Genomic DNA, 22,575 nt, shown 5'->3' with positions numbered 1-22,575 from the left:
AGACATACTGAATTAAAAGATTTGTGGCAGTGTATTGAACAATCTGGCAATGTTTTCGCGGAATAATCACGCAATTAACTAAACAAGGTTTAGTGAATATGAGAGCCTGCATTAACAATCAACAGATCCGCCACCATAACAAATGCGTGATTCTGGAACTGCTGTACCGGCAAAAGCGCGCCAATAAATCAACGCTGGCCCGGCTGGCGCAAATTTCAATTCCGGCGGTCAGTAATATTTTGCAGGAACTGGAAAGCGAAAAGCGGGTGGTGAATATCGACGATGAAAGCCAGACGCGCGGGCACAGTAGCGGTACATGGCTGATCGCGCCGGAAGGTGACTGGACGCTGTGCCTGAACGTGACGCCCACCAGCATTGAGTGTCAGGTCGCTAATGCCTGTTTAAGTCCGAAAGGCGAATTTGAGTATTTTCAGATTGATGCACCGACACCGCAGGCTCTGTTGTCCGAAATCGAAAAATGCTGGCATCGTCATCGTAAACTGTGGCCAGACCGTACCATCAACCTGGCGCTGGCTATCCACGGTCAGGTTGATCCAGTGACTGGCGTGTCGCAAACCATGCCGCAAGCGCCGTGGACAACGCCGGTTGAGGTGAAGTATCTGCTGGAAGAGAAGCTGGGCATTCGGGTGATGGTCGATAATGACTGCGTGATGCTGGCGCTGGCGGAGAAATGGCAAAATAATTCGCAAGGACGGGATTTCTGCGTGATCAACGTTGATTACGGTATTGGCTCGTCGTTCGTGATTAACGAGCAAATTTATCGCGGCAGTTTGTATGGTAGCGGACAGATTGGTCACACCATCGTTAATCCGGATGGCGTCGCCTGCGACTGTGGACGTTATGGCTGCCTGGAAACCGTCGCCTCGTTAAGCGCATTAAAAAAACAGGCGCGGGTATGGCTAAAATCACAACCGGTTAATACTCAGCTTGATCCTGAAAAACTGACTACCGCGCAGTTAATCGCTGCCTGGCAGAGTGGAGAACCGTGGATCACCAGCTGGGTTGACCGCAGTGCCAACGCCATTGGTTTGAGTCTGTATAACTTCCTCAATATCCTCAATATTAATCAGATTTGGCTGTACGGTCGCAGCTGCGCCTTTGGTGAGAACTGGCTTAATTCCATTATTCGCCTAACAGGATTTAACCCGTTCGACCGTGACGAAGGACCGAGCGTGAAAGCGACGCAAATTGGCTTTGGGCAATTAAGCCGCGCACAACAGGTGCTGGGGATTGGCTATTTGTATGTTGAGGCGCAGTTACGACAGATTTGATGGCGCGATAACGTAACAAGGCTTCCCGAAGAAAGCCTTGATGATCACAAACGAAAAATTGCCTGATGCGCTACGCTTATCAGGCCTACACGGAGATTGCAATATATTGAATTTGCAAGAATTTGTAGGCCTGATAAGGCGTTCACGCCGCATCCGGCATGAACAACGAGCACATTGTCAGCAAATCACCGTTTCGCTTATGCGTAAACCGGGTAACGTGCGCAGATATCGAGAACTTTGCCTTTGATGCGCTCGATAACCGCTTCATCATTGATGCTGTCCAGCACGTCACACATCCAGCCAGCCAGTTCTTTCGCTTCGGCTTCTTTAAAGCCACGACGGGTAATCGCTGGAGTACCTACACGAATACCGGAAGTCACAAACGGGCTCTTCGGATCGTTCGGTACGCTGTTTTTGTTGACGGTGATGTTAGCACGGCCCAGAGCGGCGTCAGCTTCTTTACCGGTCAGGTTTTTATCAACCAGATCAACCAGGAACAGGTGGTTATCAGTACCGCCGGAAACCACTTTGTAGCCGCGCTCCAGGAATACTTCTACCATCGCTTTAGCGTTTTTCGCGACCTGCTGTTGGTAAGTTTTGAACTCAGGTTCCATCGCTTCTTTCAGAGCAACCGCTTTACCAGCGATTACGTGCATCAACGGGCCGCCCTGACCACCAGGGAAAACGGCAGAGTTCAGTTTTTTGTACAGTTCTTCGCTACCGCCTTTCGCCAGGATCAGGCCGCCGCGCGGACCCGCCAGGGTTTTGTGAGTGGTGGTAGTCACTACGTGAGCATGAGGAACCGGGTTCGGGTAGACGCCAGCAGCGACCAGTCCCGCAACGTGCGCCATATCAACGAACAGGTAAGCACCGATGCTGTCAGCGATTTCACGCATTTTCGCCCAGTCAACCACGCCGGAATATGCAGAGAAGCCACCGATGATCATTTTCGGCTTGTGTTCTTTGGCTTGTTTTTCCAGATCGGCGTAGTCGATATGACCGGTAGCATCAATACCGTAAGGAACGATGTTGTACAGTTTACCGGAGAAGTTAACCGGAGAACCGTGAGTCAGGTGACCGCCATGTGCCAGGTTCATACCCAGAACGGTGTCGCCGGGTTCCAGCAGCGCGGTGTAGACCGCAAAGTTCGCCTGGGAGCCGGAGTGCGGCTGGACGTTAGCGTAGTCAGCGCCGAACAGTTCTTTCGCGCGATCGATCGCCAGTTGTTCAACGATATCAACATACTCGCAACCGCCGTAGTAGCGTTTGCCCGGATAACCTTCAGCATATTTGTTGGTCAGCTGAGAACCCTGCGCCTGCATTACGCGCGGGCTGGTGTAGTTTTCGGAGGCGATCAGTTCGATGTGCTCTTCCTGACGTACTTTTTCCTGCTCCATAGCCTGCCACAGTTCGGCATCATAATCGGCAATGTTCATTTCACGCTTTAACATCCGCATCTCCTGACTCAGCTAACAATAAAATTTTCGGCCTTTATAGGCGGTCCTGTTGGACAACGGCGAACAGTATAACCGAATCATTGTGCGATAACAGGTCTTGACAAAGGAATTTACGCAAACGATTACCTTCAGGCTGCGCAAGGCTTTGGAGAATAAAGAGCTTGCAACCGTAAACGGATTTCTTTTCAGGTTTGTGATGCAAATTTTTCACTTCATCACATTCCTCATGAAAAACACCAAAGAACCATTTACATTGCAGGGCTATTTTTTATAAGATGCATTTGAGATACATCAATTAAGATGCAAAAAAAGGAAGACCATATGCTTGACGCTCAAACCATCGCTACAGTAAAAGCCACCATCCCTTTACTGGTGGAAACAGGGCCAAAGTTAACCGCCCATTTCTACGACCGTATGTTTACTCATAACCCAGAACTCAAAGAAATTTTTAACATGAGTAACCAGCGTAATGGCGATCAACGTGAAGCCTTGTTTAACGCCATTGCCGCCTACGCCAGCAATATCGAAAACCTGCCTGCGCTGCTGCCAGCGGTTGAAAAAATCGCGCAGAAGCACACCAGTTTCCAGATCAAACCGGAACAGTACAACATCGTCGGCGAACACCTGTTGGCGACGCTGGACGAAATGTTCAGCCCGGGCCAGGAAGTGCTGGACGCGTGGGGTAAAGCCTATGGCGTACTGGCTAATGTATTTATCAATCGCGAGGCGGAAATCTATAACGAAAACGCCAGCAAAGCCGGTGGCTGGGAAGGTACTCGCGATTTCCGCATTGTGGCTAAAACACCGCGCAGCGCATTGATCACCAGCTTCGAACTTGAGCCGGTGGACGGCGGTGCAGTGGCGGAATACCGTCCGGGGCAATATCTCGGCGTCTGGTTGAAACCGGAAGGTTTCCCGCATCAGGAGATTCGTCAGTACTCTTTGACCCGTAAACCTGATGGCAAAGGCTATCGTATTGCGGTGAAACGCGAAGAGGGTGGGCAGGTATCCAACTGGCTGCACAATCACGCCAACGTTGGCGATGTTGTGAAACTGGTCGCTCCGGCAGGTGATTTCTTTATGGCTGTCGCAGATGACACACCAGTGACGTTAATCTCTGCCGGTGTCGGTCAAACACCAATGCTGGCAATGCTCGACACGCTGGCAAAAGCAGGTCATAGCGCTCAGGTAAACTGGTTCCATGCGGCAGAAAATGGCGATGTTCATGCCTTTGCCGATGAAGTTAAGGAACTGGGGCAAGCACTGCCACGCTTTACCGCGCACACCTGGTATCGTCAGCCGAGCAAAGCCGATCGCGCTAAAGGTCAGTTTGATAGTGAAGGTCTGATGGATTTGAGCAAACTGGAAGGTGCGTTCAGCGATCCGACAATGCAGTTCTATCTCTGCGGCCCGGTTGGCTTCATGCAGTTTGCCGCGAAACAGTTAGTGGACCTGGGTGTGAAACAGGAAAACATTCATTACGAATGCTTTGGCCCGCATAAAGTGCTGTGATTTGAGGTTGCCGGATGGAGACATCCGGCAACCCTGACGCGGTTTAAATTGCCGCGTCATCCTCTTCACCGGTACGGATACGAATAACCCGCGCCACGTCAAAGACGAAAATTTTACCGTCACCGATTTTGCCGGTTTGCGCCGTGCGAATAATCGTATCTACGCAGATATCGACAATGTCGTCCGGCACGACAATCTCAATTTTCACTTTCGGCAGAAAATCCACCATATACTCCGCGCCGCGATACAGCTCGGTATGGCCTTTCTGGCGGCCAAAACCTTTCACCTCGGTGACCGTCATGCCGGTAATGCCGACTTCAGCCAGTGCTTCGCGGACATCGTCCAGCTTGAAGGGTTTAATAATCGCATCAATCTTTTTCATGCTATTCCTTGAAAAGGTCGCCTGTCTTTTGATCTGCTAAACGTAACACATTACGCCGATTCATTCCTTGAAATCGTTTGCATCCAGCTCGTGTCGGGAAAGCAGTTTATAAAATTCTGTCCGGTTGCGCCCCGCCATTCTCGCCGCGTGGGTGACATTACCTTTGGTGATTTGCAGCAGCTTACGCAAGTAGTTGAGTTCAAACTGATTACGCGCTTCGACAAATGTTGGCAGAGCCGTATTTTCGCCCTCCAGCGCCTGCTCGACTAACGCATCACTAATTACCGGAGATGATGTCAGCGCCACGCACTGTTCAATCACGTTGACCAACTGGCGCACGTTGCCCGGCCAGCTCGCGGTCATCAGTCGTTTCATTGCATCGGTGGAGAATGCGCGGACAAACGGTTTATGTCGCTCTGCCGCCTGGCGCAATAAGTGGTTTGCCAGTAGCGGAATGTCTTCTGTGCGCTCCGCCAATGCCGGGATTTTCAGACTGACAACGTTGAGGCGATAGTAGAGATCTTCACGGAATTCCCCGCGCGCCATCGCCTTTGGCAGGTCACGGTGAGTGGCGGAAATAATCCGCACGTCGATATCAATATCGCGGTTGCTGCCCAGCGGGCGCACTTTGCGCTCCTGCAACACGCGTAGCAGTTTGACCTGCAACGGTGCGGGCATGTCGCCAATCTCATCGAGAAACAGCGTACCGCCTTCCGCCGCCTGGAATAAACCTTCGCGATTGCTGACAGCGCCAGTAAACGCGCCACGCGCATGACCAAACAGCTCGGACTCCAGTAATTGCTCGGGCAATGCGCCACAGTTAATAGCAATAAACGGCTTGCTGTTGCGCGGGCTGGCGTTGTGGATCGCCTGGGCAAAAATCTCTTTCCCGGTACCGCTCTGACCGTTAATCAAAACGCTAACATCTGACTGCGCCACCAGCCTCGCCTGTTCCAACAAGCGCAACATTAACGGACTACGAGTGACAATCGCCTCGCGCCAGCGTTCGTCGGTAGTGGGAGCTGATTGCTCCAGAGCATCGTCAATTGCCTGATACAGCGCGTCTTTATCGACAGGCTTGGTGAGGAAACTGAACACGCCCTGCTGTGTCGCGGCAACCGCATCGGGAATGGAACCATGGGCGGTAAGAATAATTACCGGCATTCCCGGCTGCACTTTCTGGATTTCGGCAAACAACTGCATACCGTCCATTTCATCCATCCGCAGGTCGCTGATGACTAAATCTACTTTTTCGCGATTCAGTACCCGCAATCCTTCAGCTCCACTTTCTGCCGTGACCACGCTGTAGCCTTCGCTGGTCAGACGCAAGCCAAGCAGTTTCAGCAATCCAGGATCGTCATCGACCAGTAATAAATGCGCAGGCTTATGGCTCATCAGGAGTGACCTCATGGGTAGATGGCGCGGGATTTTCACTCTCGTGCGGCGTATCCGGCGAGAAATTGCCAGCCGGTTTGCGGGTCGAGAGCTGACGTTCAATATCGGTCAGATTTTCCAGCTTGCGGGTGGTGAGCTCCAGTTGCTGCTGTAGAACGTGATGTTGCTGGCGCAAAGTATCCAGTTCGCTGTCGCTGGACTGCTGGAGTTTGCTGTAGCGTTGGCGCTCTTCCGCCAGTTGCAGTTGCAGCGCCTGACCGTCGCGCCAGAGTTGATACAGTGGGCGAACCTGTGCCGGGATCTCGGTACTTAACGCATCAATGCGCGCGACCAGCTGGCGGCGCTCATAAGGCGTAATTTTGGCGTCGGCGAGCAAAATCCCTTGTTTGAAGGTATTTTGCCAGCTGCCGTCGTCATATTGGCGGGCTTGCTGACGCGACTGCGCAGGCATTAAACGATCAGCACAATCCATCGCCCGCAGCCAGTAAAGCGGATTGGTTTCGGTTGACTTACCTTGCAGTGCCCAGATGTCGCTGCATTCAGTAGAAAGATAGTCAGCCAGTTGATAAACCGGAATTTTTTCTTCTGCTGGCGTATCAATAGCTGGCTTATTGTGACTCTGCACGCAACCCAGCAATGCCAGACATGGCAGCCCTGCCAGCCATAGCCGTCGGGGCAATAATCGTTGAAAAATGTGTCGCATATTCACCAGACTTAAAACCTATCCCAGTGGGCGTAATTGTTGCAGGCAGTTTGGACATGGACAGCGCGGAGAAACCGGAGCGTACACGTAGTACGTAAGGATTTCGAGCACTGCACGGGGCCAAACTGGCAAATAAAATAGCCTGATGGGATAGGCTCTTAACATTATTTCGTGTTTTTCGACGACGGTAATTCAATGCGGAAGCAAACCTCTTGCCCGCTCTCGTCGACCAGATGCAGTTCCCCCTGCATACGGCGAATACAATCCCTGGCAATACTTAATCCCAGACCGCTGCCCTTCACCGCCCCTTTTCGCTGGTGACTTCCCTGAAAAAAGGGTTCGAAGATCATGGCGCGTTCCTCTTGCGGAATGGGTGTGCCTGTATTGATGACATCAATATAAACCCGTGCGCCATGTAAACTGCTGTGAATACAAATGTTACCGGATTCAGCCCCGTAGTGCACCGCATTGGAGTAAAGATTATCCAGCACGCTCATCAGTAGCATTGGCTCCGCCAGGCAATCTGTTGCTTTGAGAACGACGTCGGTATGCATCATTTTAGCCCGCGCGGGCAGGCTATGAGCAGAAACCACCATTTCCACCAGCGGTGCCAGCTCTACTTTCTCCAGTTCCACCGCGCCGTCCGCCTGTTTACGGTTGTAATCAAGCAGTTGTTCGATCAGTTTTTGCAAATTGCGGCTGCTGCTATCAAGGATGCTCACCACCTCTTTTTGCTCGGGCGTAAGCGGCCCGACAACCTGGTCAGCCAGTAATTCAGTGCCCTCGCGCATACTCGCCAGCGGGGTTTTTAATTCATGAGATAAATGTCTTAAAAATTGATGACGTTGGGATTCCAGCCATGACAGGCGCTCACTTAACCAAAGAATACGTTGCCCAACCGAGCGTAACTCACTCGGTCCACTGAACGAAACGCTATTGCCCAGAGAACGCCCTTCCCCCAAACGGTTGATCATCCGTTCAATATTTTTCACCGGGCCGATAATCATCCGCGTGAAGAGCAGCACCATCACCAGACTTACCAGAAATAACACCAGCGATTGCCAACCAAAATATTGCCCACGTTCGGCGATTTCACGCTGAAGCTGCTGTCCACGAGAGAACACCACTGTGCGCGTGGCCTGTACCATTTCGGTATTGGCGCTGGCAAAGGCTTCCAGACGCGCGGCGGCGGCAGCATCGGGACCGCTGTTGTTACACTGAAGTTGAGCCAGATTGTTCAAGTCCTGACGCAATGCCTGGTATAGTTTATCGTCCGGCAGTACGCCTGCGTGGGCATCGAGCATTTCGCTATAACGCTTGCGCTGGCTTTGATAAACCTTCGCCAGGGTTGGGTCATCCAGCACGCAATACTGACGGTAGCTACGCTCCATCTCCAGCGCCGCGTTGGTCATCGCTTCACTGCGCCGGGCATCAATAAGCGTAGTGCGGTTAACCAGCGCCGCCTGATCGCTAAGCGCATTCAGGCTTTGCCAGGCTTGCCATGCCAGCACCAACAGGGGCAGCAGAATCAGCAAAAATGCCAGCATTACCAGTTGTCGTAATGAGCGGGGAAAAACGGGCCAGCGTTTCAAGGTGTTACTCTCGTCAGACGCGAATAGCCTGATGCTAACCGAGGGGAAGTTCAGATACAACAAAGCCGGGAATGACCCGGCTTTGTTATGGAATAAGGCGGTGCCTAACTCGACGTTTCGCCCGAGGGTTGATATAGCTAAGCTGATATCAGAAGTTGGACGGCAGGCACCTTGTTGTGCGTCATTCGAATTTTATGTAGCACGTCCCGAAGGGGCTGACATAAGTCGGTGAATGAGCCACTGATGACTATTATGCAGTAACTGTGCCAATAAATAAAATAGTTTGGTAACGTACTGATTATACGTTGTTTTGATGGATTTATGACTTCTTCGCTATTTGGGTGTAAATCAGCCATTATGTCGCTAAAAAGAGACACCTTAAGATAAATTTATTAGATCCAAATAAAATCAATCAATTAAATGTCGCCAAAAAGCGACACGGTAAACCACCCATTGTCGTGATTTACAGACACAAAAAAAGCTCCCGGAGCTGGGAGCTTATGATAGTGGTCGGCGTTTAATGCCGGATGCGGCGTGAATGCCACATCCGGGCAGCAAAACCAATAGTTTGACGACTTACCCCAACTGCTTACGCGCATTGCGGAAAATACGCATCCATGGGCCATCCTCGCCCCAGTTTTCCGGATGCCAGGAGTTACTGACAGTACGGAAAACACGTTCCGGGTGCGGCATCATAATGGTGACTCGACCATTTTCAGTCGTGACCGCCGTAATACCATTCGGAGAACCGTTCGGGTTAGCCGGGTAGGTTTCAGTGACTTTGCCGAAGTTATCGACATAGCGCAGTGCCACCAGCCCTTTGCTTTCCAGTGCCGCCAGATGCGCCGCATCGCGCACTTCCACGCGTCCTTCGCCGTGAGAGACAGCAATCGGCATCTGCGAACCCACCATCCCTTGCAACAGCAGCGACGGGCTTTGTGTCACTTCTACCAGGCTGAAACGCGCTTCAAAGCGATCGGAGGTGTTACGCACGAAACGTGGCCACAACTCGCTACCCGGGATCAGTTCACGCAGATTAGACATCATCTGGCAACCGTTACATACCCCCAGCGCCAGCGTTTGCGGACGGTGGAAGAAGGTTGCAAACTCATCGCGTACACGGTCATTGAACAGGATAGACTTCGCCCAACCTTCACCAGCACCCAGCACGTCACCGTAGGAGAAACCGCCGCACGCTACCAGAGCGTGGAAATCCTCCAGGCCCGTGCGTCCAGCCAGCAGGTCGCTCATATGCACATCGATTGCATCGAAGCCTGCACGGTGGAAAGCTGCCGCCATTTCAACATGCGAGTTCACACCCTGCTCACGCAGCACGGCAACTTTCGGACGCGCACCGGTGGCAATATACGGTGCTGCCACATCTTCGTTGATATCAAACGACAGTTTCACATTCAGGCCCGGATCGGCGTCGTTAGATTTCGCCTGATGTTCCTGATCGGCACACTCCGGGTTGTCACGCAGGCGTTGCATCTGCCAGGTAGTTTCTGCCCACCAGACACGCAACGTAGTGCGGCTTTCGCTGAATACAGTCTGCTCGTTGGCGGTAATCACAAAACGGTCACCGGAAACCGCCTGCCCAACATAATGGACGCAATCAGCAAGCCCATGCTGTGCCAGTACCGCTTCAACTGCTTCACGGTCAGCGGCTCGAACCTGAATCACCGCACCCAGTTCTTCGTTAAACAACGCCGCCAGGCGATCGTCACCCAGAGTGGCGATATCCGCGTCAATGCCGCAATGACCAGCAAAGGCCATTTCCGCCAGCGTTACCACCAGCCCGCCATCAGAGCGGTCGTGATACGCGAGCAGCTTACGCTGTGCAACCAGCGCCTGAATCGCATCATAGAAGCCTTTCAGTTGCGCGACATCGCGTACATCTGCCGGTTTGTCGCCAAGCTGACGATAAACCTGCGCCAGCGCCGTTGCGCCCAGCGCGTTATTGCCTTTGCCCAGATCAATCAGCAGCAGTGCGTTATCTTCGGTAGAAAGCTGCGGCGTGATGGTGTGACGCACATCTTCCACGCGGGCAAATGCAGAAATCACCAGCGACAGCGGCGACGTCATTTCGCGCTCTTCGTTACCTTCCTGCCAGCGGGTTTTCATCGACATGGAGTCTTTACCCACCGGAATCGTCAGGCCCAGCGCCGGACAAAGCTCTTCGCCCACCGCTTTAACGGCTTCATACAGGCCCGCATCTTCACCTGGATGACCTGCTGCCGCCATCCAGTTAGCGGAAAGTTTGATGCGTTTGATATCGCCAATCTGCGTAGCGGCGATGTTAGTTAACGCTTCACCGACCGCCAGGCGGGCAGAAGCGGCGAAATCCAGCAGTGCAACTGGCGCACGTTCGCCTATTGCCATCGCTTCACCGTAGTAACTGTCGAGGCTGGCGGTAGTGACTGCGCAGTTAGCGACCGGCACCTGCCACGGACCCACCATCTGATCGCGCGCCACCATGCCGGTTACGCTGCGATCGCCGATGGTCACCAGAAAGGTTTTCTCCGCCACAGTCGGCAGATGTAACACACGCTTCACCGCGTCAGCGATGGTGATCCCTTCACGGGACAACGCGTCGCCTTTCGCTTTCAGCGTTTGCACATCGCGGGTCATCTTCGGCGTTTTGCCAAGTAGTACGTCGAGCGGCAGATCGATGGGTTGATTATCAAAATGACGATCGTGCAGAGAAAGATGTAATTCTTCGGTGGCCTCACCAATCACCGCGTACGGTGCGCGCTCACGCTTACACAGTTCGTCAAACAGCGGTAACTGATCGGCAGCAACGGCCAGCACGTAGCGTTCCTGGGATTCGTTACACCAGATTTCCAGCGGGCTCATGCCCGGTTCGTCGCTCAGGATATCGCGCAGTTCAAATTTACCGCCGCGTCCGCCGTCGCTCACCAGCTCCGGCATGGCGTTAGAAAGACCGCCTGCGCCGACGTCGTGGATAAACAGAATCGGGTTCGCGTCGCCAAGCTGCCAGCAGCGGTCGATCACTTCCTGGCAACGACGTTCCATTTCCGGGTTATCGCGCTGAACGGACGCGAAATCGAGATCCGCGTCAGACTGGCCGGAGGCCATGGAAGAGGCCGCGCCGCCGCCAAGACCGATGTTCATTGCCGGGCCGCCGAGAACGACCAGTTTCACACCGACGTTGATCTCGCCTTTTTGTACGTGATCGGCGCGAATGTTGCCGATCCCACCCGCCAGCATGATCGGTTTGTGATACCCGCGCAGCTCTTCGCCGTTGTGGCTATTCACTTTTTCTTCATAGGTACGGAAGTAGCCGTTCAGTGCCGGACGACCAAATTCGTTGTTAAATGCCGCGCCGCCCAGCGGGCCTTCGGTCATGATATCCAGCGCAGTGACAATGCGCTCAGGCTTACCGAAATCTTCTTCCCACGGTTGTTCAAAGCCAGGAATACGCAGGTTGGATACGGAGAAACCGACCAGGCCAGCTTTCGGCTTCGCGCCGCGGCCGGTGGCACCTTCATCGCGGATTTCACCGCCGGAACCGGTAGCTGCGCCCGGCCACGGAGAAATCGCCGTTGGGTGGTTGTGGGTTTCGACTTTCATCAGAATGTGCGCCGGTTCCTGATGGAAATCGTAGCGGCCCGTTTCGTGGTCAGCAAAGTAGCGGCCCACTTCGGAACCTTCCATCACGGCGGCGTTATCTTTATAAGCAGAAAGAACGTGATCCGGCGTGGTTTCGAAGGTATTTTTGATCATCTTGAACAGCGATTTCGGTTGCTGTTCACCGTCGATAATCCAGTCGGCGTTAAAAATTTTATGACGGCAGTGCTCAGAGTTCGCCTGGGCGAACATATACAGCTCGATGTCGTTCGGGTTACGACCCAGCTTTGTGAATGCATCCTGCAGATAGTCAATTTCATCTTCCGCCAGTGCCAGGCCAAGACGCAGGTTAGCGTCGATTAGCGCCTGACGGCCCTGCCCCAGCAAATCAACGCTGGTGACCGGAGTCGGTTGATGGTGTGCAAACAGCTGCTCTGCATCATCTAAAGCAGAAAAGACCGTTTCCATCATACGGTCGTGCAGTTCAGCGGTCACCTGCTGCCATTGTTCATGGGTCAGCGTACCGGCTTCTATATAGTAAGCAACGCCGCGCTCAAGGCGGTTTACCTGTTGCAGCCCGCAGTTATGGGCGATATCGGTCGCTTTCGAAGACCAGGGAGAGATGGTACCAGGACGCGGGGTCACCAGCAGGAGTTTGCCTTGCGGGGCATGACTGGCGAGTGCCGGGCCATATTTCAGCAGGCGTTCAAGTTGTGCGTGCTCATCATCGTTTAACGGCGCATTGAGGTCAGCAAAATGGACATACTCGGCGTAAATATTGTGAACCGGGAGCCTGGCAGCCTGAAAACGTGCCAGCAGTTTGTTGATTCGGAATGCCGACAATGCAGGCGAACCACGCAGAATTTCCATCATAAGTCTCTCGTCTTCTAAGCTTTCGGTGTACCCAAGGGGGGGAAACGGGCGTCATTATAAAGAATCTGATGCGCTGACGAAACCGTTTGCGTGGAAATAAAATCACCATCGTGAATTAGCAACGCGTGCCGCCAATGGCTGTAATAAGTTGCTAACTGGCGCTGGTTTACGCAAAATGCCGCTCATTTATGAGTAAACCTTTCACTATTATTACGTTTTTTCAAGCTGGGATGCGCACGACACAGAGAATTAACTAATTGAAAAAATTAAAGATTAATTATCTGTTCATCGGCATTCTGGCACTGCTGCTCGCGGTCGCTCTCTGGCCATCCATTCCCTGGTTTGGTAAAGCCGACAACCGTATCGCCGCCATTCAAGCGCGGGGAGAGTTGCGTGTGAGCACTATTCATACCCCACTGACTTATAACGAAATCAACGGGAAACCTTTTGGCCTGGATTACGAACTGGCGAAACAGTTTGCCGAGTACCTCGGCGTAAAACTGAAAGTGACCGTGCGGCAGAATATCAGCCAGCTGTTTGACGACCTCGATAACGGCAACGCCGATCTGCTGGCTGCAGGACTGGTTTATAACAGTGAGCGGGTAAAAAACTATCAGCCTGGCCCTACCTACTATTCCGTGTCACAACAACTGGTTTATAAAGTGGGTCAGTATCGCCCGCGTACGCTGGGCAATCTGACAGCGGAGCAACTTACCATCGCACCAGGCCATGTGGTGGTTAACGATCTCCAGACCCTGAAAGAAACAAAATTCCCGGAATTAAGCTGGAAGGTAGACGACAAAAAAGGCTCAGCAGAACTAATGGAAGATGTCATCGAAGGAAAACTCGATTACACCATTGCTGATTCTGTCGCCATCAGCCTGTTTCAGCGCGTTCACCCGGAACTCGCTGTAGCGCTTGATATCACCGACGAACAGCCGGTGACATGGTTTAGCCCGTTAGATGGCGATAATACCCTTTCTGCCGCTCTGCTCGACTTCTTCAACGAAATGAATGAAGACGGCACGCTGGCACGCATTGAAGAGAAATACCTGGGGCATGGCGATGATTTTGATTACGTCGATACGCGCACGTTTTTACGCGCCGTCGATACCGTACTGCCGCAGTTGAAACCGCTGTTTGAGAAGTACGCCGAAGAAATTGACTGGCGTTTGCTGGCCGCTATTGCTTATCAGGAATCGCACTGGGATGCGCAGGCCACTTCACCGACGGGCGTGCGCGGCATGATGATGTTAACCAAAAATACCGCGCAAAGCCTCGGCATTACGGATCGTACCGATGCCGAACAGAGTATCAGCGGCGGCGTGCGTTATTTGCAGGATATGATGAGTAAAGTGCCGGAAAGTGTGCCGGAGAACGAACGGATCTGGTTTGCCCTCGCCGCGTACAATATGGGCTATGCGCATATGCTGGATGCCCGCGCCCTGACGGCAAAAACTAAAGGTAATCCTGACAGTTGGGCTGACGTGAAACAGCGCCTGCCTTTACTTAGCCAGAAACCCTATTACAGCAAGCTGACTTACGGCTACGCACGTGGGCATGAAGCCTACGCTTATGTCGAAAATATTCGTAAGTATCAGATTAGCCTGGTGGGTTATCTGCAAGAGAAAGAGAAGCAGGCTACAGAAGCGGCGATGCAACTGGCGCAGGATTATCCGGCAGTATCGCCAACGGAGCTGGGCAAAGAGAAATTTCCTTTTCTCTCGTTTCTTTCCCAGTCGTCATCAAACTATTTGACCCACTCTCCCTCTCTGCTGTTTTCGAGGAAAGGGAGTGAAGAGAAACAAAATTAATCCGTCGAGGATTGCGCTTTTTTCTGCGCTTTAATTTCCTGTCGGCGCATGCGAAAGAAGTCACTGAGCAACGCCGCGCACTCATCCGCCAGTATTCCTTCTGTAATTTCCACTCGGTGATTCATACCCGGATGGTGCAGCACATCCATTAAAGATCCCGCAGCGCCCGTTTTCGCGTCACGCGCACCAAAGACCACGCGACCAATACGACTGTGGATCATCGCTCCGGCACACATCACACATGGCTCAAGCGTGACATACAATGTGGCGTCGATCAGACGATAATTTTGCATCACCAGACCGCCCTGCCGCAGAGCCATGATTTCTGCATGCGCGGTGGGATCATGTCGACCAATCGGACGGTTCCAGCCTTCGCCGATTACCCGATTGTTATGCACTAATACCGCGCCGACCGGTACTTCCCGCTCATCCCAGGCACGCTTCGCCAGCGTCAATGCATGACGCATCCAGTATTCGTGGCTAAATTCGACTTCAGTCAAAAAGAAAACTCCGATTATAAAAGCGCGGCGCATTATACACGTACGCTATGCTTTACTCTATTCCAGTTGCTGGAGTTCACCACGCGGGGTTACCCGCCAGCGATGCTGGCAGAAATAAAGCAGCGGGTTGTCCTGATTACTGTCGCTATAGCCACTGTACAGCCGCAGCGGCGTGCCAATTTTGCGCTCCAGTTGTGCGACCTTTTCATGTCCCAGACAACGCATCGTCAATATCCAACCGCCATAACCCCGCTGGATCTGACTGGCAATAAGATTAACCCGCGGCAACCAGGGCGTATCGAAATAAACCGCTTCAACCAGCGGCTGCGGAGAGCCGGTAATCAACCAGATATCAGCATCGGAACTTAACAGGTAGGTGGTTAATCGCTCCTGAACCAGCGGAAAAGCGGTAACATTGTCGCGAAACCAGTGCACAAAATCGGCCTGCAACGCTTGTAAGCGCGCTTCACTGTGACCAAAAGTGCATCCCCAAAGAAGCAGACTCATCGGCCAGCGTGCTGCACGACCTTTTATCAATAACGCGATGGCAATGACCGGCAACAACGGCAGGACAAGTAATGCATTCAGCGGTTGGCGACGCAGTAAATAACGCATAAAACTGCCGAACATATCCTGCTGATGCAATGTTCCATCTAAGTCAAAAAACACCACACGACGCTCGTGAGTTGCCAAACCATACTCCTCTGGACTGAAACATCCTGATTAATCTTCGCTACTACATAGCCTAACAGATAGATCATCACTTTTCCGGCAACAATCGACTGCATCATGGCTATCTGGAATTTTTAATTCATGGCAATTAGCAGCAATGGAATATAAAATTCACCCGCGTGTGTCTCATATTGCCTGTTGTCGCCATTATTTCATCGCGAGGAAAGATATGAACGGCTTACTTCGTATCCGTCAGCGTTACCAGGGGCTTGCCCAGAGTGATAAAAAACTGGCGGATTATCTGCTGCTACAACCTGATACGGCGCGCCATTTAAGCTCTCAGCAACTGGCCAACGAAGCCGGAGTCAGTCAGTCCAGCGTCGTGAAGTTCGCGCAAAAACTCGGCTATAAAGGTTTTCCGGCACTTAAGTTGGCGTTGAGTGAAGCGCTGGCAAGCCAGCCGGAATCTCCCTCCGTGCCCATTCATAACCAAATCCGCGGTGATGATCCGTTACGGCTGGTCGGCGAAAAACTGATTAAAGAAAATACTGCCGCTATGTACGCAACGCTAAATGTTAATAGTGAAGAGAAACTGCATGAATGCGTAACAATGTTGCGCTCTGCACGGCGGATAATTCTGACCGGTATTGGCGCTTCGGGTCTGGTGGCGCAAAACTTTGCCTGGAAGCTGATGAAGATTGGCTTCAATGCTGCCGCAGTGCGCGATATGCATGCGCTACTCGCTACAGTACAGGCGTCGTCCCCTGACGATCTGTTATTAGCCATATCCTACACCGGTGTACGACGCGAGTTAAACCTGGCGGCAGATGAGATGCTGCGAGTGGGCGGAAAAGTGCTGGCGATTACCGGCTTTACTCCCAATGCCCTGCAACAGCGTGCTTCTCATTGCCTGTATACCATTGCCGAAGAACAAGCGACAAACAGTGCTTCAATCTCTGCTTGTCACGCTCAGGGAATGTTAACGGATTTACTGTTCATTGCGCTGATTCAGCAGGATCTGGAACTGGCACCAGAACGTATTCGTCATAGTGAAGCGTTGGTGAAAAAACTGGTTTGAGTAAAGAATGCGCGTATAATGCCCGCCCGGTTTGTGTTGTTTTGAGAGTTTCCTTATGGCGCTGTTAATCACTAAAAAATGCATCAATTGTGATATGTGTGAACCCGAATGCCCGAATGAGGCGATTTCAATGGGCGATCATATCTACGAGATTAACAGCGATAAGTGTACCGAGTGCGTAGGGCACTACGAGACACCAACCTGCCAGAAGGTGTGCCCGATCCCTAATACTATTGTGAAAGATCCGGCGCATGTCGAGACAGAAGAACAGTTGTGGGATAAATTTGTGCTGATGCACCACGCGGATAAAATTTAATATTTTGCTCTATGAGCAGGATATTGCTTAATTGCTCGTATAAAAGCGAAAGTTACATATTCATTTTCATGATGTCATTAATGAATATATTCATTAAATGAATTCCGATAATATATACGCCGACACTTACGTCTAATTATTAAAGGCGCGCCTGGCTGGTTAACCTGACGCGCCTTAAGTACGTTTCCTGGTGTTACAAGAACAGAAGGATCAGCTGTAAAACAGCAATGACGACTTTAATGACCCGTTTAATCAGGTATCGGCAATCAGTCATTCGTTTTTCCTTAAACAAGGAATGCAGCCGTTCAGATTAGCCCTTACATCTCCCCAAAACTGAACGTGCGAGTTATTGGAATCGAGTGCCGCACTCCACACCAGAGCTTTGACGACACCACTCGTTTCAATGGGGGAATTCAGTGGCATGGCGTAGAACACAGCAAAATATCCAATAACGACGCCGATTCTAATGTACTTATCAAAAAGCGGTCACGTTAATCTTTTCATCAATATCGATTTCTTCGTAAAGGCTCGAGTTTTTATGCTAAAGATTGCAAGTTGCTTGTACAGGATAACGAAATTGATCCATAATCATTTTTGTTGGAATCGTGTGCTGCACAAAATTAAAGTTGTAAAGTAAAACCCCCGTTCCTTACCAGTTCGGGGGTTTTACTTTTTAAAGAGAACGATATTATTTTAACTTTCGATAATTACCGTGGCACAAGCATAGTGGCGCTCATCTGCCAGCGTTACATGCATATTTACAACGCCGAGTTTTTCCGCCAGTTTTAACGCCTCACCCCATAGCCGCAACCGTGGTTTGCCGAGCTCATCGTTGAATACTTCAAACTGATTAAACGCCAGACCATTGCGGATCCCGGTGCCAAACGCTTTTGCTGCCGCTTCTTTCACAGCAAAACGCTTCGCCAGAAAACGCACTGGCTGGTGGTGCGTTTTCCAGATTTCCCATTCGTTATCGCTTAATACGCGGCGAGCCAGGCGCTCACCGGATCGGGCGATCACCGCTTCTATGCGAGCGATCTCCACGATATCCGTGCCTAAACCTAATATTGCCATTAGCCACGCGCTTCCAGCATCAAACGCTTCATTTCTGCCACCGCATCTTTCAGTCCGGTCATCACTGCACGACCAATAATGGCATGACCGATATTCAGTTCGTGCATCTCAGGAATGGCGGCAATGGCTTTCACGTTGTGATAGGTCAGACCGTGACCAGCGTTAACTTTCAGACCGAGACTTGCGGCAAAGGTCGCGGCTTTCGTAATGCGCGCCAGCTCCTGCGCCTGTTCAGCGTCAGTTTTGGCATCGGCATAGCAACCGGTGTGGATCTCAATAAACGGTGCGCCAACCTCTGCCGCGGCTTTGATCTGCTCTTCATCGGCGTCAATAAACAGAGAAACCTGAATCCCGGCATCCGCCAGACGTTTGCAGGCATCACGCATTTTGTCACGCTGCCCTGCAACGTCCAGGCCGCCTTCGGTCGTGACTTCCTGACGCTTTTCCGGTACCAGGCAGCAAAAATGCGGCTTTGTCTCAACGGCGATCGCCAGCATCTCTTCGGTCACCGCCATCTCCAGATTCATGCGGGTATCCAGCGTCTGACGCAGGATGCGCACGTCGCGGTCGGTAATGTGGCGACGATCTTCACGTAGATGCACGGTAATGCCATCCGCCCCCGCCTGCTCAGCAATAAACGCCGCCTGCACCGGATCCGGGTAAGCAGTACCACGTGCGTTACGCAGCGTTGCAATATGGTCAATGTTGACGCCTAACAGTAATTCAGCCATGACAATCCTCATCATTCATAATGTGTTTTCACCGTTCGCTTAGGCATAAACTGCCGGAACAGTTCCCTGCTCTTTAATGGTTTACCGCCAAGATACGGCTTAAGCGCCATGCGGGTAAAGCGTTTCGCGGCGCGTAGTGTGTCTGCGTCAGGAAATTCCCGCGCGTTTAACGCTTTTAACTGCCTTCCAGTGAACGTTTTATTGTCGATAACGACGCTTGCGATAAACCCTTTTTCTTCGCGATAACGATACGTCATGGTGTCATCTACCGGCTCGCCGCTACCCGCACAATGGGTAAAATTGACGCCATAACCCAGATGACCGAGCAGTGCCAGTTCAAAGCGGCGCAGCGCGGGTTCTGGCGTACCAGTGGCACCTGCAAGAGACTGAATGCAGTGCAAGTAATCGAAAAAGAGTTCAGAGAAGCGCGTCTCGTATTCCAGCACGCGGGAGAGAAGTTCGTTAATGTACAAACCACTGTAAAGGGTGATACCGCTTAATGGCAGCGCCAGCGAGACAGCTTCAGCACTGCGCAGCGTTTTGACTTCGCCACGCCCGCCAAAACGTAGCAAGAGAGGAGTGAAGGGCTGTAATGCACCTTTCAGAGTAGAGCGTTTAGAGCGTGCGCCTTTGGCAACCAGACGCACGCGACCCGATTCCTCCGTGAAGACGTCCAGCATCAGGCTGGTTTCGCTCCACGGGCGACTATGCAGGACAAATGCGCGCTGCCAGCCTTCCATCGGAGTTACTCTTAAAGATCGTCAACGTAACCGAGACTGCGCAGTGCGCGTTCGTCGTCGGCCCAACCGGATTTCACTTTTACCCACAGCTCAAGGTGAACAGGCGCTTCGAACATTTCCTGCATGTCTTTACGCGCTTCAATCCCGATGGTTTTGATCTTGGCCCCTTTGTTGCCAATAACCATCTTCTTCTGCCCTTCACGCTCAACGAGAATCAAACCGTTGATGTCATAACCACCGCGTTCGTTAGAGACGAAACGTTCGATCTCCACGGTCACGGAGTACGGCAGTTCAGCGCCGAGGAAACGCATCAGTTTTTCGCGGATGATTTCAGACGCCATAAAACGCTGTGAGCGATCGGTGATGTAATCTTCCGGGAAGTGATGGGTCGCTTCAGGCAGATGCTTACGCACGATTGCCGCGATAGTGTCGACATTCAGCCCGGTTTCGGCAGAGATCGGCACGATATCGAGGAAGTTCATCTGGCTTGCCAGGAACTGTAAATGCGGCAGCAGATCGGCTTTTTCCTGCACGTTATCCACTTTGTTCACCGCGAGGATTACCGGCGCTTTGCCATCGCGCAGTTTGTTGAGCACCATTTCATCGTCCGGCGTCCAGCGGGTGCCTTCAACGACAAAAATCACCAGCTCAACGTCGCCAATGGAACTGCTCGCCGCTTTGTTCATCAGGCGGTTAATGGCGCGTTTTTCTTCCATATGCAGGCCTGGGGTATCGACGTAGATCGCCTGATACGCGCCTTCAGTATGGATCCCCACAATGCGGTGACGAGTTGTCTGCGCCTTGCGGGAGGTGATGGAGATTTTCTGCCCCAACAATTTATTCAACAATGTGGATTTGCCAACGTTCGGACGTCCGACGATAGCAATAAATCCGCAGTAACTTTTATCGTTGCTCATTCCAGCTCCAGTTTTTTCAACGCCTGTTCGGCGGCAGCCTGCTCAGCCTTACGACGGCTTGAACCTGTGCCAACCACCGGTTCACTCAGGCCGCTGACCTGGCAGTGGATAGTAAATTCCTGATCGTGCGCTTCGCCACGTACCTGAACTACCAGATAAGTCGGCAGCGGCAGATGGCGACCCTGCAAATATTCTTGCAAGCGCGTTTTCGGATCTTTTTGTTTATCGCCTGGGCTAATTTCGTCCAGACGGGTTTGATACCAGTTAAGGATTAATTTCTCGACGGTTTGAATGTCACTGTCGAGGAATACGCCACCAATTAATGCTTCGACGGTGTCGGCGAGAATTGACTCACGACGAAATCCACCGCTTTTAAGTTCACCTGGCCCTAAACGTAAGCACTCACCTAACTCAAATTCGCGCGCCAGTTCAGCCAGCGTATTGCCACGGACCAGCGTGGCGCGCATCCGGCTCATATCGCCTTCATCCACGCGAGGGAAACGGTGATAAAGCGCATTGGCGATAACGTAGCTCAGAATAGAGTCGCCTAAAAATTCTAAACGCTCGTTATGTTTGCTGCTGGCACTACGATGGGTTAATGCCTGCTGCAACAGTTCCTGATGATTAAAAGTGTAGCCCAGCTTCCTTTGAAGCCGATTAATTACGATGGGGTTCATGCGATACCAATAAATAAATGCGTCAACAATTCAGCACACGAAACAGACCTGATATACATGGCTCTGCTAACTGCTTCGCTGCAGTTTCAGTTTACCGGTATATGGGGACCAACGCTGTTTCGTGTGCCGTGGCAACCTGGAGGTGCCAACCTTAAACTTCGGGGGAATATTCTATACACAACGACGGGGGATGTCGTTAGCCACGGGAGATTTATCTCATAAATAATTCACGTTGTCGCCATAACGGCGACAACGTGAACGAAGATAAGCTATTAATGGATGCCGCCAATACGACTTAAGCGCACACCAGTCGGCCATTCGCCTTCTTGCTTATCGAAACTCATCCAGATAGCCGTTGCCCGACCTACCAGATTCGCTTCCGGCACAAAGCCCCAGTAACGGCTGTCCGCGCTGTTGTCACGGTTGTCACCCATCATGAAGTATTGGCCCGGTGGAACAATCCAGGTTGCCAGTTGTTGCCCTGGCTGCTGGTAATACATCCCCACCTGATCCTGCGCAATCGGCACTGTCAGAATACGGTGCGTCACATCACCCAGAGTCTCTTTACGCTCGGAAAGACGAATTCCATTTTCTTTGGTTTCGTTTTTCGGCACTTCAAAGAATCCGCTGGTTGCTTCCCCACCATTACGGCGCGAGAAGGTCTGAACGAAATCGCTCGGTTCCACGTTTGAGTAGGTGACCGGCAGCGCGTTTTCACACGCCTGACCGGAACTGCATCCCGGCTGAATCGTCAGCTCTTTTGAAACCGGATCGTAAGTGACTTTATCGCCCGGTAAACCCACCGCACGCTTGATGTAATCAAGCTTTGGATCTTCCGGGTATTTAAAGACCACGATATCGCCACGTTTCGGATGACCGGTTTCGATCAGCGTTTTCTGGTAGATAGGATCTTTAATGCCGTAAGCAAACTTTTCTACCAGAATAAAGTCACCGATTAACAGAGTCGGCATCATCGAACCTGACGGGATCTGGAACGGTTCATAAATAAACGAACGCACAATCAATACAATAGCCAGCACCGGAAAAACAGAAGCCCCGGTTTCCAGCCAACCTGGCTTCGGCGCAACTTTTTTCAGCGTTGCTTTATCCAGTGAGTCACCAGCAGCCGCTTGAGCCGCTGCCTGACGTTCCCGTCGCTTAGGTGCGAAAAAGAATTTATCCACGCACCATAAAATGCCCGTCACCAGTGTGGCAATCACCAGAATGAGGGCAAACATATTCGCCATGCCAACTCCTAA

20 protein-coding genes are annotated in these 22,575 nt (G+C 51.9%); 5 read left to right on the top strand and 15 right to left on the bottom strand.

Annotated features, from left to right (window positions below):
- Positions 1-98: 98 nt before the first annotated feature.
- Complete coding sequence (locus tag AACU19_RS00215; RefSeq protein ID WP_105277913.1) at positions 99-1,292, top strand: ROK family protein; 1,194 nt, start codon at positions 99-101, stop codon at positions 1,290-1,292.
- Between the two features lie 197 nt (positions 1,293-1,489).
- Here the strand turns inward: AACU19_RS00215 and glyA are convergent, their stop codons facing one another.
- Positions 1,490-2,743 carry a serine hydroxymethyltransferase gene (glyA, locus tag AACU19_RS00205; RefSeq protein ID WP_000919159.1) on the bottom strand — a complete coding sequence of 418 codons (1,254 nt, stop codon included), beginning with the start codon at positions 2,741-2,743 and terminating at the stop codon, positions 1,490-1,492.
- Positions 2,744-3,070: 327 nt separating this feature from the next.
- On the opposite strand from glyA, the gene hmpA reads away from it, so the two are divergent.
- The gene (gene hmpA, locus AACU19_RS00200) at positions 3,071-4,261 is read left to right on the top strand and encodes an NO-inducible flavohemoprotein (protein ID WP_105277912.1); all 1,191 of its coding nucleotides are present in this window, start codon (positions 3,071-3,073) and stop codon (positions 4,259-4,261) included.
- Positions 4,262-4,304: 43 nt separating this feature from the next.
- On the opposite strand, the gene glnB is transcribed toward hmpA, so the two are convergent.
- The 5 genes from glnB to purL all read right to left on the bottom strand — a co-directional run bounded on the left by glnB (position 4,305) and on the right by purL (position 12,797).
- Positions 4,305-4,643, bottom strand: a complete 339-nt coding sequence (gene glnB, locus AACU19_RS00195) for a nitrogen regulatory protein P-II (RefSeq protein ID WP_000717691.1) — start codon at positions 4,641-4,643, stop codon at positions 4,305-4,307.
- 60 nt (positions 4,644-4,703) lie between these two features.
- A complete protein-coding gene (gene glrR / locus AACU19_RS00190; protein WP_012599921.1) occupies positions 4,704-6,038 on the bottom strand; it encodes a two-component system response regulator GlrR in 1,335 nt (444 codons plus the stop codon).
- Positions 6,028-6,741: a two-component system QseEF-associated lipoprotein QseG gene (qseG, locus tag AACU19_RS00185; RefSeq protein WP_105277911.1), complete on the bottom strand. Its 714-nt coding sequence runs from the start codon at positions 6,739-6,741 to the stop codon at positions 6,028-6,030. Before qseG ends, glrR begins: the two co-directional genes overlap by 11 nt.
- 164 nt (positions 6,742-6,905) lie before the next feature.
- Positions 6,906-8,333 (bottom strand): two component system sensor histidine kinase QseE/GlrK, encoded by a 1,428-nt coding sequence (qseE, locus tag AACU19_RS00180; protein ID WP_105277910.1) that lies wholly within the window; start codon positions 8,331-8,333, stop codon positions 6,906-6,908.
- A 576-nt stretch (positions 8,334-8,909) separates the two neighbouring features.
- Positions 8,910-12,797, bottom strand: coding sequence for a phosphoribosylformylglycinamidine synthase (purL, locus tag AACU19_RS00175; protein WP_105277909.1), 3,888 nt, complete (start codon positions 12,795-12,797; stop codon positions 8,910-8,912).
- 257 nt (positions 12,798-13,054) lie between these two features.
- Between purL and mltF the strand changes: the two genes are divergently transcribed.
- Positions 13,055-14,611 (top strand): membrane-bound lytic murein transglycosylase MltF, encoded by a 1,557-nt coding sequence (mltF, locus tag AACU19_RS00170; protein WP_105277908.1) that lies wholly within the window; start codon positions 13,055-13,057, stop codon positions 14,609-14,611.
- Here mltF and tadA read toward each other — a convergent pair.
- Together tadA and yfhb are read right to left on the bottom strand one after the other, a co-directional pair.
- The gene (tadA, locus tag AACU19_RS00165) at positions 14,608-15,111 is read right to left on the bottom strand and encodes a tRNA adenosine(34) deaminase TadA (RefSeq protein WP_206748650.1); all 504 of its coding nucleotides are present in this window, start codon (positions 15,109-15,111) and stop codon (positions 14,608-14,610) included. The two genes, mltF and tadA, sit on opposite strands and share 4 nt — an antisense overlap.
- A gap of 57 nt (positions 15,112-15,168) precedes the next feature.
- Complete coding sequence (gene yfhb, locus AACU19_RS00160) at positions 15,169-15,804, bottom strand: phosphatidylglycerophosphatase C (RefSeq protein ID WP_105277906.1); 636 nt, start codon at positions 15,802-15,804, stop codon at positions 15,169-15,171.
- A gap of 208 nt (positions 15,805-16,012) precedes the next feature.
- Between yfhb and AACU19_RS00155 the strand changes: the two genes are divergently transcribed.
- Entirely contained in the window at positions 16,013-16,861 is an 849-nt protein-coding gene (locus tag AACU19_RS00155) for a MurR/RpiR family transcriptional regulator (protein ID WP_001013779.1), read from the top strand.
- A 55-nt stretch (positions 16,862-16,916) separates the two neighbouring features.
- Positions 16,917-17,177 carry a 4Fe-4S dicluster ferredoxin YfhL gene (gene yfhL, locus AACU19_RS00150; protein WP_001196283.1) on the top strand — a complete coding sequence of 87 codons (261 nt, stop codon included), beginning with the start codon at positions 16,917-16,919 and terminating at the stop codon, positions 17,175-17,177.
- 193 nt (positions 17,178-17,370) lie between these two features.
- Here the strand turns inward: yfhL and shoB are convergent, their stop codons facing one another.
- The 7 genes from shoB to lepB form a co-directional block, all read right to left on the bottom strand.
- A complete protein-coding gene (shoB, locus tag AACU19_RS00145; protein WP_000128779.1) occupies positions 17,371-17,451 on the bottom strand; it encodes a type I toxin-antitoxin system toxin ShoB in 81 nt (26 codons plus the stop codon).
- 419 nt (positions 17,452-17,870) lie between these two features.
- Positions 17,871-18,251: a holo-ACP synthase gene (gene acpS / locus AACU19_RS00140; RefSeq protein ID WP_000986038.1), complete on the bottom strand. Its 381-nt coding sequence runs from the start codon at positions 18,249-18,251 to the stop codon at positions 17,871-17,873.
- On the bottom strand, positions 18,251-18,982 hold the full coding sequence (pdxJ, locus tag AACU19_RS00135) for a pyridoxine 5'-phosphate synthase (protein ID WP_010349139.1): 732 nt from the start codon (positions 18,980-18,982) through the stop codon (positions 18,251-18,253). The genes acpS and pdxJ overlap by 1 nt, the downstream gene beginning before the upstream one ends.
- Positions 18,983-18,993: 11 nt before the next feature.
- Complete coding sequence (gene recO, locus AACU19_RS00130; RefSeq protein WP_000399393.1) at positions 18,994-19,722, bottom strand: DNA repair protein RecO; 729 nt, start codon at positions 19,720-19,722, stop codon at positions 18,994-18,996.
- An 11-nt stretch (positions 19,723-19,733) separates the two neighbouring features.
- Entirely contained in the window at positions 19,734-20,639 is a 906-nt protein-coding gene (gene era, locus AACU19_RS00125; RefSeq protein WP_000063883.1) for a GTPase Era, read from the bottom strand.
- Positions 20,636-21,316 carry a ribonuclease III gene (rnc, locus tag AACU19_RS00120; protein ID WP_001068343.1) on the bottom strand — a complete coding sequence of 227 codons (681 nt, stop codon included), beginning with the start codon at positions 21,314-21,316 and terminating at the stop codon, positions 20,636-20,638. Before rnc ends, era begins: the two co-directional genes overlap by 4 nt.
- 272 nt (positions 21,317-21,588) lie before the next feature.
- Entirely contained in the window at positions 21,589-22,563 is a 975-nt protein-coding gene (gene lepB / locus AACU19_RS00115; protein WP_000002542.1) for a signal peptidase I, read from the bottom strand.
- Positions 22,564-22,575 lie beyond the last annotated feature (12 nt).

The sequence above is a fragment of the Escherichia sp. MOD1-EC4550 genome, assembly GCF_963876935.1.
Lineage (GTDB): Bacteria > Pseudomonadota > Gammaproteobacteria > Enterobacterales > Enterobacteriaceae > Escherichia > Escherichia coli_F.
The sequence above is the reverse complement of the archived record's forward strand: the minus strand, read 5'-3'. Positions and strand labels throughout refer to the sequence as shown.

What these genes read in the sequence shown, in the direction of transcription:
- AACU19_RS00215 (WP_105277913.1), top strand. Translation starts at nt 99, where the DNA reads ATGAGAGCCTGCATTAACAATCAACAGATCCGCCACCATAACAAATGC.
- glyA (WP_000919159.1), bottom strand. Translation starts at nt 2,743, where the DNA reads ATGTTAAAGCGTGAAATGAACATTGCCGATTATGATGCCGAACTGTGG.
- hmpA (WP_105277912.1), top strand. Translation starts at nt 3,071, where the DNA reads ATGCTTGACGCTCAAACCATCGCTACAGTAAAAGCCACCATCCCTTTA.
- glnB (WP_000717691.1), bottom strand. Translation starts at nt 4,643, where the DNA reads ATGAAAAAGATTGATGCGATTATTAAACCCTTCAAGCTGGACGATGTC.
- glrR (WP_012599921.1), bottom strand. Translation starts at nt 6,038, where the DNA reads ATGAGCCATAAGCCTGCGCATTTATTACTGGTCGATGACGATCCTGGA.
- qseG (WP_105277911.1), bottom strand. Translation starts at nt 6,741, where the DNA reads ATGCGACACATTTTTCAACGATTATTGCCCCGACGGCTATGGCTGGCA.
- purL (WP_105277909.1), bottom strand. Translation starts at nt 12,797, where the DNA reads ATGATGGAAATTCTGCGTGGTTCGCCTGCATTGTCGGCATTCCGAATC.
- AACU19_RS00155 (WP_001013779.1), top strand. Translation starts at nt 16,013, where the DNA reads ATGAACGGCTTACTTCGTATCCGTCAGCGTTACCAGGGGCTTGCCCAG.
- yfhL (WP_001196283.1), top strand. Translation starts at nt 16,917, where the DNA reads ATGGCGCTGTTAATCACTAAAAAATGCATCAATTGTGATATGTGTGAA.
- shoB (WP_000128779.1), bottom strand. Translation starts at nt 17,451, where the DNA reads ATGACTGATTGCCGATACCTGATTAAACGGGTCATTAAAGTCGTCATT.
- acpS (WP_000986038.1), bottom strand. Translation starts at nt 18,251, where the DNA reads ATGGCAATATTAGGTTTAGGCACGGATATCGTGGAGATCGCTCGCATA.
- pdxJ (WP_010349139.1), bottom strand. Translation starts at nt 18,982, where the DNA reads ATGGCTGAATTACTGTTAGGCGTCAACATTGACCATATTGCAACGCTG.
- recO (WP_000399393.1), bottom strand. Translation starts at nt 19,722, where the DNA reads ATGGAAGGCTGGCAGCGCGCATTTGTCCTGCATAGTCGCCCGTGGAGC.
- era (WP_000063883.1), bottom strand. Translation starts at nt 20,639, where the DNA reads ATGAGCAACGATAAAAGTTACTGCGGATTTATTGCTATCGTCGGACGT.
- rnc (WP_001068343.1), bottom strand. Translation starts at nt 21,316, where the DNA reads ATGAACCCCATCGTAATTAATCGGCTTCAAAGGAAGCTGGGCTACACT.
- lepB (WP_000002542.1), bottom strand. Translation starts at nt 22,563, where the DNA reads ATGGCGAATATGTTTGCCCTCATTCTGGTGATTGCCACACTGGTGACG.